This window comes from Draconibacterium sediminis (genome assembly GCF_000949475.1).
Lineage (GTDB): Bacteria > Bacteroidota > Bacteroidia > Bacteroidales > Prolixibacteraceae > Draconibacterium > Draconibacterium sediminis.
Window position 1 is genome coordinate 29,408 of sequence record NZ_JRHC01000011.1, and the last position, 14,688, is coordinate 44,095.

General features: G+C 40.5%; 12 protein-coding genes. 9 read left to right on the forward strand and 3 right to left on the reverse strand.

Going from position 1 to position 14,688, the window contains the following annotated elements:
* The 5 genes from LH29_RS25070 (at nucleotide 1) to rplI (ending at nucleotide 3,467) form a co-directional block, all read left to right on the forward strand.
* Nucleotides 1-510 (forward strand): biotin/lipoyl-containing protein, encoded by a 510-nt coding sequence (locus tag LH29_RS25070; RefSeq protein WP_045033817.1) that lies wholly within the window; start codon nucleotides 1-3, stop codon nucleotides 508-510.
* Nucleotides 511-520: 10 nt separating this feature from the next.
* Complete coding sequence (locus LH29_RS23225; protein ID WP_045033818.1) at nucleotides 521-2,056, forward strand: acyl-CoA carboxylase subunit beta; 1,536 nt, start codon at nucleotides 521-523, stop codon at nucleotides 2,054-2,056.
* A gap of 323 nt (nucleotides 2,057-2,379) precedes the next feature.
* Entirely contained in the window at nucleotides 2,380-2,736 is a 357-nt protein-coding gene (rpsF, locus tag LH29_RS23230) for a 30S ribosomal protein S6 (RefSeq protein ID WP_157493812.1), read from the forward strand.
* Nucleotides 2,737-2,739: 3 nt separating this feature from the next.
* Nucleotides 2,740-3,006: a 30S ribosomal protein S18 gene (gene rpsR, locus LH29_RS23235; protein ID WP_038561673.1), complete on the forward strand. Its 267-nt coding sequence runs from the start codon at nucleotides 2,740-2,742 to the stop codon at nucleotides 3,004-3,006.
* Nucleotides 3,007-3,020: 14 nt separating this feature from the next.
* Complete coding sequence (gene rplI / locus LH29_RS23240) at nucleotides 3,021-3,467, forward strand: 50S ribosomal protein L9 (RefSeq protein ID WP_045033820.1); 447 nt, start codon at nucleotides 3,021-3,023, stop codon at nucleotides 3,465-3,467.
* Between the two features lie 109 nt (nucleotides 3,468-3,576).
* Here the strand turns inward: rplI and LH29_RS24190 are convergent, their stop codons facing one another.
* The gene (locus LH29_RS24190) at nucleotides 3,577-4,245 is read right to left on the reverse strand and encodes a response regulator transcription factor (RefSeq protein WP_052671204.1); all 669 of its coding nucleotides are present in this window, start codon (nucleotides 4,243-4,245) and stop codon (nucleotides 3,577-3,579) included.
* Between the two features lie 279 nt (nucleotides 4,246-4,524).
* Here LH29_RS24190 and LH29_RS23250 point away from each other — a divergent pair, with 279 nt between their 5' ends.
* The 3 genes from LH29_RS23250 (at nucleotide 4,525) to LH29_RS23260 (ending at nucleotide 11,697) form a co-directional block, all read left to right on the forward strand.
* Nucleotides 4,525-5,712: a hypothetical protein gene (locus LH29_RS23250; protein WP_157493813.1), complete on the forward strand. Its 1,188-nt coding sequence runs from the start codon at nucleotides 4,525-4,527 to the stop codon at nucleotides 5,710-5,712.
* A 109-nt stretch (nucleotides 5,713-5,821) separates the two neighbouring features.
* Nucleotides 5,822-10,948: a S8 family serine peptidase gene (locus LH29_RS24195; protein WP_052671205.1), complete on the forward strand. Its 5,127-nt coding sequence runs from the start codon at nucleotides 5,822-5,824 to the stop codon at nucleotides 10,946-10,948.
* A 98-nt stretch (nucleotides 10,949-11,046) separates the two neighbouring features.
* Nucleotides 11,047-11,697 carry a DUF2202 domain-containing protein gene (locus LH29_RS23260; protein ID WP_052671206.1) on the forward strand — a complete coding sequence of 217 codons (651 nt, stop codon included), beginning with the start codon at nucleotides 11,047-11,049 and terminating at the stop codon, nucleotides 11,695-11,697.
* A gap of 35 nt (nucleotides 11,698-11,732) precedes the next feature.
* Here LH29_RS23260 and LH29_RS23265 read toward each other — a convergent pair whose 3' ends face one another.
* A complete protein-coding gene (locus LH29_RS23265) occupies nucleotides 11,733-12,059 on the reverse strand; it encodes a hypothetical protein (protein ID WP_157493814.1) in 327 nt (108 codons plus the stop codon).
* A gap of 296 nt (nucleotides 12,060-12,355) precedes the next feature.
* On the opposite strand from LH29_RS23265, the gene LH29_RS23270 reads away from it, so the two are divergent.
* Nucleotides 12,356-13,078, forward strand: a complete 723-nt coding sequence (locus tag LH29_RS23270; RefSeq protein WP_052671207.1) for a peroxiredoxin — start codon at nucleotides 12,356-12,358, stop codon at nucleotides 13,076-13,078.
* Nucleotides 13,079-13,104: 26 nt separating this feature from the next.
* Here the strand turns inward: LH29_RS23270 and LH29_RS23275 are convergent, their stop codons facing one another.
* Nucleotides 13,105-14,658 (reverse strand): ArnT family glycosyltransferase, encoded by a 1,554-nt coding sequence (locus LH29_RS23275; protein ID WP_045033826.1) that lies wholly within the window; start codon nucleotides 14,656-14,658, stop codon nucleotides 13,105-13,107.
* Nucleotides 14,659-14,688: the final 30 nt, after the last annotated feature.

A 14,688-nucleotide genomic window follows, 5' to 3' on the forward strand; every position in this document is an offset into this window, starting at 1 on the left:
ATGGCTGTTGAAATAAAAATTGGCGACAGGAAAGCATGGGTTAACCTGTTAAAACAAGATGGCAACATTCTGGAAGTTGAAGTTGACGGAAAAACATATAATGTAGATTTGATGCATACTGCCGATGGCACATTTTCAATTCTTGAAGGTGGCCATTCGTACGATATCGAACTGGTTCCGGATGAAACGCCAAAAAAATATACCGCTTACACATTATACGAACGTTACAATGTTGAAGTAATTGATGCCGAAGCACGTTATCTGCAAAACCGTAATGCGAACGGAGCAGGACCAGGCGACAATAAAATAACTTCGCCTATGCCGGGCAAAGTAGTTAAAGTGTTGGTTGAAGAAGGTGATGTTGTTCAGGAAGGTGAAACTGTAGTTATCATTTCGGCCATGAAAATGGAAAGCGAATACAAAGCACCTAAAGATGGAACGATTAAAAAAGTACATGTAAAAGATCAGCAAACAGTAGACAGCAACCAGGTATTAATTGAATTGGACTAAAAGAAAAGAAATGGATTTAAAAGCAAAATACGAACAGCTTGATGCACTAAATGCACAAGCCGAACTCGGAGGAGGTGAAGATAGAATTGAAAAACAGCATGCAGCCGGAAAAATGACTGCCCGCGAACGCATTCTGCAATTACTCGATCCGGGAACTTTTACCGAAATTGATAAACTGATGACACACCGAAATTACGATTTCGGTATGGAAGCCAAAAAAATATTGGGCGACGGTTTAATATCGGGTTACGGAAAAGTAAATGGAAAACTGGTGTATGTTTTTGCCCAGGATTTTACTGTTTTTGGCGGATCGCTGAGTAGAGCCAACGCCGATAAAATTGTAAAAATTCAGGAACTGGCATTAAAAATGGGAGCACCGCTTGTTGGGTTAAACGACTCGGGTGGCGCCCGTATTCAGGAAGGCGTTGAAAGCCTTGCCGGTTACGCCGATATATTTTACAACAACGTAATTTCATCGGGGGTAATTCCTCAAATTTCTGCCATATTAGGGCCGTGTGCCGGTGGTGCGGTATACTCTCCTGCCCTCACCGATTTCATTTTTATGGTGAAAGAAAAGAGCCACATGTTTGTAACCGGACCTGAGGTAATTAAAACAGTTACGCACGAAGATGTTACCAAAGAAGAATTGGGTGGAGCAGATACCCACAGCTCAAAAAGTGGAGTAGCCCACTTTACCGGCAACGACGAGGAACAAACCATTATGATGGTTCGCGAATTACTAAGCTTCCTGCCTTCCAACAACCTGGAAGATCCGCCGATAAAAACTACCATCGACCCATCCGACAGGGTTAGCGAAGAACTGGAAGAAATTGTTCCTGCCGATCCGAACAAACCTTACGACATGCATGAGATTATCCAGACGGTTATCGATAACAAACATTTCCTGGAAGTTCAACCCAATTATGCACAAAATATAATTGTTGGTTTTGCTCGTTTTGGTGGCCGGCCGGTGGGCGTTGTTGCCAACCAACCAAGTCATTTAGCGGGAGTACTTGACATTAATTCATCAGTTAAAGCGGCACGTTTTGTTCGTTTTTGCGATGCATTTAACCTGCCTTTGGTAACATTTGTTGATGTTCCGGGTTTCTTGCCGGGAACCGGACAGGAATTTGGCGGTATTATTAAACACGGGGCAAAATTGCTTTACGCATTCTCTGAAGCTACAGTGCCAAAAATTACGGTAATCACCCGAAAAGCTTATGGTGGTGCTTACGATGTAATGTCGAGCAAGCACATTGGTGCCGATGTAAATCTGGCTTACCCAACAGCAGAAATTGCCGTGATGGGGCCTGAAGGTGCGATTAACATTATTCATCGCGAAAAAATGAGCGATGACGAAAAAGCAGCCAAAGTGCAGGATTACCGCGATAAATTTGCGAATCCGTACAAAGCAGCCTCACTGGGTTATATCGACGAAATTATTCATCCGCGCGATACACGTAAAAAGGTTATCGATGCGCTTGAAATGACACAGAACAAACGAAAATCAAATCCACCGAAAAAGCACGGGAACATTCCGCTTTAACAGAGATTGATGTAGATTGAAGTTCAGATTGAATCAGATTGAATCGAATCTGGATTTATCAAATACACGAAATATAGAAGAGATTGATTTGAGGTAAGTTGTTCCTTTTTATCAATCTCTTTTTTTATTATGTATACATCTAAAAATCAACCTTATTTTCCGCAAAACAACTACATTTGGCCCTGAAAAATTAGTTCATCTGTTAACAAGGCCAATTTTCACACGAAAAACCATCAAACTGTTTGATAAATAACAATTTATTTCTATTTTTGCGCGTCCAAAATTTTTGGAAAACTATTTAATAATTTAAAAATTAGATGATTATGTTGAATCAGTACGAAACCGTTTTCATTTGTACTCCCGTTTTATCTGAGCCACAGGTAAAGGAAGCGGTAACAAAATTCAGGGATCTCATCAAAGCCAATGGAGGTGAGATGATCCATGAAGAAGATTGGGGAATGAAAAAACTGGCTTACCCAATTCAAAAGAAATCTACTGGCTTTTATCACTTATTTGAGTTTAAAGCCGATCCTGCATTCATTACAAAAATGGAGACAGATTTCCGTCGCGACGAGCGCGTTATCCGCTTCATGACTGTAAAACTCGACAAGTATGCTGTTGCATACAGCGAGAAGAGAAGAAAACTTCAGAAAGCAAAATCAGAAAAAAAGGAGGATTAAAAAATGGCACAAGGAAGTGAAATCAGATACCTGACTCCACCGTCAGTAGAGATCAAAAAGAAAAAATATTGCCGTTTCAAGAAAAACGGAATCAAATATGTTGATTACAAAGACCCTGAGTTTTTGAAGAAATTCCTTAACGAACAAGGTAAAATTTTACCTCGTCGTATCACCGGAACTTCGTTAAAGTATCAGCGCAAAGTTGGCCAGGCCGTTAAACGTGCCCGCCAAGTTGCATTGCTACCATTTGTAACCGACATGATGAAATAAGAGGAGGACTTGAAATGGAAATTATATTATTACAAGACGTAGAGCGTTTAGGAAGCAAAGACGATATTGTAGAGGTAAAAGGTGGTTACGCACGTAACTTTCTGATTCCTACACAAAAAGCAATTGTTGCTACCGAGTCTGCCAAAAAAGTTTTGGCTGAGAACATTAAACAACGTGCTCACAAAGAAGCTAAATTGAAAGAAGAAGCTACTAAAATTGCTGAGCAAATTGTTGCCAAGAAAATTTCTATTGGTGCAAAAACAAGCACTTCAGGCAAAATTTTCGGATCGGTTAACACCATCCAGTTGGCTGAAGCGATCAACAAAAAAGGATTTGAGATCGACCGCAAACAGATCACTATTCCTGAAGACAGCATCAAAGAAGTTGGTACTCATACAGCTAAAATCAAACTGCACAAAGAAGTTGTGGTTGAGATTGAATTTGAAGTTGTTGCGGAATAAGCATATTTTTGCATACACAATACTAAAAACGGTAAAAGGGTTTCCAAATGGAAACCCTTTTTATTTTGTTCTAAATGATCTGATACACGGCAAATGAACTATAAAACCTTCAGGAAGTGCTAACCGAAAACCTGCAATTGGGGCAAATTGGTTTGTGCTTATCGCTTATTAAATTGTGTTGACAGGCATAAATCATCATTTGTAAATGATTTAAACTACCCAGCTTTTCCCTGATATTTTTCAAATGCGTACGCACTGTAGACTCACTAATGTTAAGAGTATTCGCAACTGCATTATAGGTTTCTTCCGTAATCCAGGTTCCTAAAATTTGTTTCTCTCTGCTGGTTAATTTCGATTCATACTCCTCACCGTTCTTACAACTAAAAAATTTATCTATAGCCTTAGGGCATAAATATTTTCCCGATGTATAAATTTCCTGAATTGCTCTGATAATTTTTTCGGCCGAACAGCTTTTTACAATATACCCGTTAATAAAAGGCATAATCTTCACCATCAGTTCCTGCGAAATTAGTTCGGAGATAACCAGAATTTTTAAATGTGGAAAATTCAAATTCAGATTCGATGCATAGTCTATAAATTCTATCGACCACAGCTTAAATTCAAGAATTACCAGGTCCGGTTTTAATTCTGAAATATGTTTAAAAGGATTATCGGCATTATTTACAATACCAACTATCTGAGAATACTGATTTTCTAACAGATAAGTTTTGATACATTCTGCGACTAACTTCTGATCGTATGCTATTAATATTTTCATGGTGTAACCTGATTACATGGTTAACAGCACAAACAATTGATATACAAGTTACAAAAATTACAAAGAACTACTTACCAGTTACTGTATAATTGTTGAGACAGAACTCAGATTTGTTTACTCGCTCCATGAAATTGTTGACATAAAACTGGCCAAAGCGACCGAAAAAACCAACAATTTAAGGATTGTCTTGCCTCGTCTAATTTTATAAATTGTTATTCCATTTAACTGGAACAGTCATAAAATCAGAGAACATTATTTATTAACCAAAATTTCTTAACCATGAAAACAATTATCCGTTATTCTCACTATGTATTTTTTTTACTCTTAATGAGCTGCTTAACTATTCTTTTAAGTAACTGCCAGAAAGGCGATATTTTACCCCAGGTTGATGATGACTCCGACCGACCGGAATGGGCAGGTGGTAAAACCGAGGCCAATGATCACATTAAAGGAAATGATGACTCAGGAACTACCCGTGGTGGCGACTATGGCGATTTATACGTGCTATTGAGGGATGATAATGGTGTCCCTACAATGACATGGGTAGATCTTGATGTAGATAGTGAACAAGATGACGATGAATTCTTTGTTCAGCCAATCGATGCTCAGGGCAATGAAATTGAACTTGATCAATATGGAGAAGTTCCGGAAGGAGCTCCGGTAATTGAGGTGGACTTTGGCCGCTTAAACATTGTACGTTCGCCTCAATCGGTTTTAGACCAGGCCTTTGAAGAAGCCATGAAAGTAATTGAAGCCGGCGATGATTTTACGCTGGATTTCTGCGGACGGTTATCAATTTGGAATTATGATCCTGTTGTCACCGACTCACTTGTTCTAACAAAAACAATCGATTCTCCGCGTGAAAACATGGCCTTGTACCAATACCTGATGACCTATATGTATGAAAACACTGTTGAAAACAACTACGCCAACAGACTGGCTTTTTTAGATGCCTATGAAATAGATGCACTGTTGTTGGCTGCCGGTTGTTTTTCTGCAGGTTCAGACAAAACCGGCACGGTTGATATTGATGAAGTAGTATACATTAATGGTTTTCTTGATTGTTGTGGTCTGAATCCTATTTTAAACGACCATGATTACGATTTTAACCACGAAAACAATTATTACTTCAATTTCACTGAACCCAGATTTGGCGATGCACAGTTTCAATACAACCGTGGAATTTATGAAGACCGATTTATCCAGTATTTGGTTTGGGACAATGTTTACTATCCTGTAAATGAAGACGGAATCTCAGAAGGTCCGGTATTTTCAATTTTCGACATTTTTGAAGGGAATGTTGACTTTAAAGGAATAGGTGAACAGCCGCAATTTACTTATCGGTGGAACCAGTTTGCGCATGATAAAGTACAGGGTTTTGCAATCGCCATTGATGATGCAGTACAAGTTCTGGATTATGTACATGGCGATTCAAATATTATTTTCTTACCAAATTATCAACCTTAAAATATAAAATCACCAGGCAATTGTGGGTTTATTAAATTTTTCCCGTGTAGTAATCTGAAGAGTGACCATCTGCCTTTCCCTGGCAGATGGTTCTCTAAAATCCGGCAATATGTTTACACATCGTACCACAATTTCTCTTCTAAAAGGATGTATTCTTTTTATCTTTTACTTTGGCACTACCCACATTTTAACTGCACAACACAGCCGGATAGAAAAATCAAACCAACCGGAATTAAAGCAGTTTGCCTGGCAAAGAGGTGCTGCGTGGACAGAACAAAAGAAATTTGCAGATTCAGTTGCAGCCAGCTTAAACATACCCGTGTTTTATATCGAAGAAACCGGGCGGGTAGTTAGTCTTCAGCGCATGGGGCTTAACAATAAACCGGTTTATTATGCCACCGATAATTTAAGTGTTGCCTCAACACTTTCAGTCGATCAGCTTTGGTCTGCCGGCAACGAATACCCCGAACTTACAGGTGAAGGTATTGAAATAAACCTGTGGGACGGAGGCACGGTATTGGCTACTCACCAGGAGTTGATGAGCCCTGAAGGTTCGCGAATTACCATGCGCGATTTAGATTTGCCCCTATCCGATCACTCCACACATATTTCCGGAACGATGATAGCCACGGGAAAAAAACCCGAAGCCAAAGGAATGGCAGGACTAGCCCTCATTAAAGGATGGGATTTAAATAATGACATTGCCGAAATGGCCAGTGCTGCTGCCGATGGCATAGCAATTTCAAATCATTCGTACGGACCATTATGCGGTTGGTACTATAATGCACAAAACGAAAACTGGTACTGGTACGGCGATCCCGGCATTTCGGCTACCGAAGACTACGAGTTTGGTTTTTACAGCGATGTAAGTGCCGACCTTGATTATATTGCGATGATGGCCCCCTACTACCTCATCGTAAAATCGGCCGGAAACGACAGAAACGATGGTCCGGAAACGGCAGTGGCACATTACGTGTGGGATGAAAACTGGGTTTTGGTGAACGATGAACGCGAACCTGACGGTGGCGAAGATGGTTACGACTGTCTGTCGCCGGTGGCGGTAGCCAAAAATATATTGACTATAGGAGCTGTTGATGATGCCCAAAATATGACTGTCTTTAGTGGTTTCGGGCCAACTGATGACGGACGGATAAAGCCTGACCTGGTTTCAGATGGTGTTGATGTTTATTCATCCATCTCGTCAACCAACACAAGTTACGAAACCTACACCGGCACTTCAATGTCTACCGCAGCTGCAACCGGTTCTATTGCTCTTTTACTTCAACTTCAGGATTTGCTTCTGCCCGGAGTTAAACTAAGATCTTCCACCTTAAAAAGTATTTTGATCCATTCTGCCACAGACTTGGGTAATCCTGGCCCCGATTACAGTTTCGGATGGGGACTTATAAATTTTAAAGCTGCAGCCGATATTACTTACAACAATTCAAACAATCAGGGCAAAACTATTTATGAGGCAGTTTTAAACGAAGGAGAAGAAATAACAATCCCTGTAAAAACAGCCAGCGATGCGCCATTTTTAAAAGCCACAGTTTGCTGGACTGATCCGGCCGGACAAGCTTCCTCGCCCACTTTAAACCAACGAACAAGCAAACTGGTAAACGACCTTAATTTGACAGTAGAAAATACAACTTCGGGACAGGCTATTCTTCCCTGGGTGCTGGATGTTGAAAGTCCGGCAACTTCGGCTACGCACGGAATAAATCATACCGACAATGTGGAACAGGTTTATTTTACAAATCCGGGCGATAATGATTTAACGATCAGAATCTCACATTCAGGAACTCTGTCCGGAGGTTCGCAACAATTTAGCCTCGTAGTTACCGGCATTGAAACATTGTCGGAAATCTTTCCTCCTCAAAATTTAAGCTATTCCATAAACGAATCTGCAATTTTACTCAGCTGGAGTCCTCCCGTTTCAGGCGTTCCTGATAAATATAAAATCTACCGGAATAGCTCTTTCCTGGCCGAAAGTTATACGCCCGCCTATTCGGATGCGTCGATTATTTTCGATAATGAATATTCGTATTACGTAACAGCTGTTTATACCATTAATAACGCAGAAACCGAAAGCCTTGGAACCAATGAAATTCTTGTTTACCCCCGAACTGCGCTTACACTACCCTATTTTGTCGATTTCGAAACCGGAACAAATGAAGTACAGATAAAAAACAACATTTCCGGATGGCAATGGGGAGATAGCGATTCTTTGAATTGTTATTACCTCGATTTTTCATCCGATTCCACGAAATTTATTGCCACCGATTCGTATTCTGCCGGAGAAGCGGTTCATGTTTCCGATATAGCAGCAACTCCCCCGCTATTACTAGGTAATTATTTAAATAGTACGCTTTCATTCGATTATTTGCTAAAAACAGAAATTTACGACGCCATTGATGAACTACACGTAGTTTACAAAAAACAGCAAGAAACGGTGTGGCATGAATTTATTAAGCTGGAAAAAGCCGTTGCATGGACACATAAAACAGTTGAATTGCCCCTCGAGATTTGTAAAAACGGCACACAGCTGGGCTTCTGTTACGACGATCTTTACCAATGGGGAATGGGCGCCGGACTGGACAATATTTCTGTCACGGGCGATGAAAAACCACGTGTTACAGATCTTACAATTGTGGCATTGGATTATCCCGTTTCATCATGCTCTTTGTCGGGAGATGAAAAAGTAGCCGTATCAATCAAAAATATCGGACCGGATCCGGCCTTAGCCGGCGACAGTATTTCAATTCTTATGAAGTGTACCTCCAACGAAAACGTTGAAGAAATTGCGGTGCTTGCTGAAACGCTCTTACCCAATGAAGTGCTAAATTATGAAATGAACGGGCACATGGATCTGAGTTATGAACAGAACTACACCTTTGAATTTTATCTTACTTGTGCACTCGATAGCAATAGTACCAATAATTCATTCGATAAAACCATCGAAATATATGGATATCCGCAACCAACAATCGCAACAACCGACCTTTCATTCTGTGAAGATGAGCCGCCAATTCTAATCGAGGCAGTTCCCGAAGGAGGAATACTTTCCGGTGAAGGTGTTTCCGGGCTTTATTTCGATCCAGCTTTGGCCGGAGCAGGAACACATTCCTTAACCTACACCGTAAGCGAAAATGAATGTACAGGAGAAATTGAATTTCTGGTGATCGTAGATTCACTTATTCAGCCTGAAATTTTAAATGACAAGCTATCTTTCTGCGAAGATCAACAAGCCGTTTTAATCGAAGCAGTTCCTGAGGGTGGAATACTTTCAGGGCAAGGTGTTTCAGAATTTTATTTCGATCCTGCTTTGGCCGGAGTGGGAACACATACCTTAACTTACACCATAAACGAAACTGAATGTGCCGGTGACATTGAATTTCAGGTAGTCGTAGATTCTGTTATCCATCCCCAAATTTTAAATGACAATCTTACTTTCTGCGAAGATCAGCAATCCGTTTTAATCGAGGCAGTGCCTGATGACGGAATACTTTCCGGCACTGGTGTTTCAGGACTTTACTTTGATCCACTGGTGGCAGGGCCGGGAACGCACACCTTAACTTACTCCGTGACTGAAAACAACTGCACAGGAGAAACAGAATTCCAGGTAATTGTGGATTCTGTATTTCATCCCCAAATTTTGAATGACAATCTTTCTTTCTGTGAAGACCAGCAAGCCGTTTTAATCGAGGCAGTGCCTGATGACGGAATACTTTCCGGCACTGGTGTTTCAGGACTTTATTTCAATCCGTCAGTAGCCGGAGCGGGAACACATACTTTAACTTACACTGTAAATGAAGACAACTGCACAGGAGAAACCGAATTCCAGGTAATCGTGGATTCTGTAGTTCATCCTCAAATTTTAAATGATAAACTTTCGTTTTGCGAAGATCAACAAGCCGTTTTAATCGAAGCAGTTCCTGAAGGCGGAATAGTATCCGGTGAAGGTGTTTCCGGGCTTTATTTCGATCCGTCAGTAGCCGGAGCAGGAACACATACCTTAACCTACACCGTAAGCAATAATGAATGTACCGGTGATATTGAATTTCTGGTGGTTGTAGATTCTATTATTCAGCCAGAAATACTGAATGACAAGCTTTCATTTTGCGAAGACCAGCAAGCAATCTTAATCGAGGCAGTTCCCGAAGGAGGAATACTTTCCGGAGAAGGTGTTTCCGGGCTTCATTTCGATCCAGCTTTGGCCGGAGCGGGAACACATACTTTAACTTACACCATAAACGAAACTGAATGTACAGGAGTAATTGATTTTCAGGTGGTCGTAGATTCAGTTATTCAACCTGAAATACTGAATAATAAGCTTTCGTTTTGCGAAGATCAACAAGCCGTTTTCATCGAAGCAGTTCCTGAAGGCGGAATATTATCCGGTGAAGGTGTTTCCGGGCTTTATTTCGATCCGTCAGTAGCCGGAGCGGGAACACATACCTTAACCTACACCGTAAGCAATAATGAATGTACCGGTGATATTGAATTTCAGGTGGTTGTGGATTCACTTATTCAACCTGAAATACTGAATGACAAGCTTTCGTTTTGCGAAGATCAGCAATCCGTTTTAATCGAAGCAGTTCCCGAAGGAGGAATCCTTTCCGGAGAAGGTGTTTCCGGACTTTATTTCAATCCGTCGGTGGCCGGAGCAGGAACACATACCTTAACCTACACCGTTAGCGAAAATGAATGTACTGGAGAAACCGATTTTCAGATTATTGTAGACGAAAAACCAGAAGTTAATTTGGGCCCCGATCAGGTTTTAGGAATTGAAGATTCCATATCACTCTACATTCCAAACACGGATTGTTCGATTGTTTGGTGCGATGGATCAACCGAAGCTAATATTACCATTCTCGCGAGCGAACTTGGTCTGGGTACCCATCCGCTTTGGGTAGACATATTAAATGACAGCTATTGTTTTTCTTCGGACACCATATTTGTCACTGTTCAAAATTTAAATGCTGTATTTGAGCAGGAAAATAACAATGAAATATTAATCTACCCAAATCCTGCAAACAAAGGATTTACTGTACAATTGAATCAAAACGAATTAATTGAAGAGCTGTATGTATTTGCGTCAACCGGGGAAATGATACTGAAAAGGCAAGCGTCCACAACATCCTACTTCGATATTTCATTTCTCTCATCCGGGGTGTATTTCATAAAAGTTGAAACAAACCTGCGAACGGCACAAATATGCCTTGTAAAACTGTAATGAGCCATGAACAAGATTAAAATACAAAGAAGATAAAAAGATTATCCAGCCGAAATTTACTGTGCGGCTTCAGATGATATCATCTTAAAATACATGTCATGAAAACAAAACAATTGTTATTGCAAATTGCCATTCTTGCTATTGTGCTGGTGTTTTCAGCTTGCTCTGATAGTCAAAAGAATGATGACCTAACGTTTTCCGAAAATACGGAAGAAGAGTCTCTAAAAAACAGTGCGGTGTTGTCGGTTCCAACATTAACAGATGTCGATAGTATGGGTATAATATTTATGCGGGAAGAAGAAAAGCTTGCGCGCGATGCTTACCTAAGTTTATACGCGAAGTATGAGCACCAGATTTTTGACAATATTTCACAAAGCGAACAGGTTCATACCGATGCCATTTTGAAGCTGTTGAACTACTACGAACTGCAGGACCCGTTTATCGACATAATTGGAGAATTTGCGGATCCATCGCTTGATGCACTTTTCGATGAGTTAATGACACTGGGAGCTATTAACCTGGATTCGGCATTGGTAGTAGGTGCCCTTATTGAGGAAACTGATATTGAAGATATTGCGATCCTGGCAGGGGCCACCGGTGTACCAAATATTATGCAGGTTTACGAAAATCTGCTTAGTGGTTCGGAAAATCACCTGAGGGCTTTTGTGCGCGACCTGAATAATAGAGGCATTGATTATCAGCCACGAATATTGCCAATCGATCAGTTTAACGACATTATAAATAAATAATAATGGGTTTTTGAATAAATGAAAATCCCCTTGCTTTAAAAACTAATACGGAGCGTTATTCCGGTTGGGTAACTTTGTGGATGCGAACAATAGAATCCGCCAGGAATAACCTCCAACTGAAAGGAATCGGTGAATTGAACTTTACGAATTCTATCGATGCGCGATATACCGGTCATGTACATCGTAAATCCAATTATGGTGGCTGCTACTCCACCGGCCATTAAAGTAGCCGCTGTTACACACAATACACTTGTTTCTCCCGACGAACAGTCATCATTTAGTGCAGCTCCGCCCAAAATTCCTAATAATCCTGCTGCTGCTCCTGTTATTGCCAAAGTTTCGCCCATTCGTTCCAGGTTCATCGCTTTTTGGTAATACAGGTTAAGTTCCTCACTCGAAGCCCGTTGCAGATTTCTTATAGAGTAAGTTCCTTGTGCATTACCGGCAACAACCAGCAACAGGAAAAATAATCCGGTGATTAAATACTTTTTTATAGCCGTTCATTTTTGGTTTACCAAACAAGTTACAAAATAACCTACTGATATTCATTAATTATTGAAAATAACACCCCGTTAACAAACCTTCATTTTATAAATATGTTATTGATTAAGAATACAATAACTGTATAAACGGATAAAACAACTAATTGCTGAGAATTATGAAACAACTTGCATTAACTTTTCTGATCGTACTTATTTCAATAACAAGCTGGTCAAAAGACAAAAAGGCTCCGTTGATTGGAGATAAAGCACCTTCATTTACCGAAAAATCAACAAACGGAATATTGAACTTTCCGGAGGATTTTGGCACCAACTGGAAAATATTATTCAGCCATCCGCTGGATTTTACAGCTGTTTGTACTTCAGAGTTGTGCGGTCTTGCCCGTAACCAGGAAAAGTTGAATGCATTGGGTGTAAAAGTAGCCGTGGTCTCAATTGATGAAATCGACAGACATTTATTGTGGAAAGAATTTATGGAAAGGGTGCTTAAAGATGAAGGCACAACTACAAAAATTGAATACCCTATTGTAGCTGATCTTTCGGGAGAAGTATCGAAAAAGTACGGCATGTTGCATCATTCGGCAAACGACAAAAGGGATGTTAGAGGTGTATTTATTATTGACCCGGACAATATCATTCAGGCCATTTCATTTTACCCGATGAATGTTGGACGGAATATGGATGAAATACTGCGAACAGTTGAAGCATTGCAACTTACACAAAAAGAGAATGTGCTAACACCAATGGATTGGCAACCAGGCGACGATGTTCTTGTTCCTCATAAACCATATACATCCGACGAGTTGGAGCAAAACCCGGAACTAAAAGACCAGTATTACCAAAAAGGCGAATACATGTGGTTTAAAAAGATGAAGAAATAATAACTGAATGAGTTGTCGAAGACAGTCTAGTGCTTATGGTAAACCCCGGTCGACTTTCGGCTAAACAGGTCTTGTCCTTTACCAAGGCACTCTAATTCCGGAATCTCATCCATATAGCTCAAATCATAGTTTCTACTCAATACCAATACATCTTCATGACTGGCCAGGTAGTCTATTAAATTCTTCTCATCTTGAAACACAGGAATTTTACCGTGCGCATAAAAAGCAAACGCATGGTGGAAGTCTTTGTAGGCAACCACCTCGTTATGAGCGCTTACAATTTCGCCATATTTATGAACCGGTGATTGATCATCCAAAACCTGAAAAGGCTTCCAAAAAACAATAAATGTAGTTACCATAAAAGCAGCAGCAATCGCAAGCAATCCATTCTCTGAAGATTTTTTTCTTAAAAACAAAGCAACAATTCCACCAATAGGCATTGCAACCATAAACCAGGCGATCCAATCCACATTTTGCAGCGGGGAATATTTCATAAAGAAGAATACTGCAATTGGTAGTAACAGGGCCAAAAACACCATTATAAGCGTTTCGATCTTCGTTTTGCGAAGCGATTCAGAATGACTAATAAGTCCTGCAATAGTATTCCCAATCATCAAACTCAAAAAAGGATAGGCCGGCGAAGTATAATTTATCAGCTTGGTTTGCGACAGGGCATAAAACCCCACTACAACCAATGTTGATAAAGCGGCTAACACCATCAACGAATTATTTTTTCGTTGCTGCCACGTTTCCTTAAAAGCACGAACGCCGAATACTGAAAATGGAAGTAATCCTGCCAACACAAAGATAAATGGCATTACAAACGGTGCGTGATGCCCGCTTAAGCCGGAATCAAACCGATTTAAATTATGCTCGAAAAAGAAAATACGTGTCCATTCTCCACCGGTTTTTACATGTACTGCGAAGTACCATGGTAAAGCCACGGCAGAAATCAGCAAAATTCCCCACCAAGGTTTTTGTTCCAGAATTCGTTTCCAGGTAAATGTTTTTGTTACCAGCATAAACAGCAAAATGGTTAATCCCGGCAACAACAAACCAACCGGCCCTTTGGCAAAAATTCCTAATCCCAGGAAAATATACGTCAAAGCAAACCATTTCCATTTGCGCGAATGCGAGCCTTCATAAAAAAAGTATATGGAAAGCGTGTGACAAAGAATGAGATATGGATCGGGTGTGGCCAGCCGGAACTGGATTATGAGATGCATGGAAGCCAGCATGGTTAAAGCCGACCACCACGCAGCTTTCTCGCTCCAGTGGCGTCGTGCAATCCAGAAAGTTGCCAGCACAACCAATAAACCACACAAAGCCGAGAAAAACCGGGCACCGGCTTCGTTTACACCTAATAAATAATACCCGGCCATCATTCCGTAATATTCCATTGCCGGTTTATCCGTGCGAAGTTCTCCGTTAAAAGTTGGAACAATCCACTCTTTATTTTCCATCATTTCGCGGGCACATTCGGCATTTCGCGCTTCTGCCCGCTGAAAAACACTTGTTCCTCCCAAAAACGAGAAAAACAACAAACCGCTAAACAACAGAATCAACAAAAAATATTTCATAATTCAATTTTATTTACCAAACTATGATTC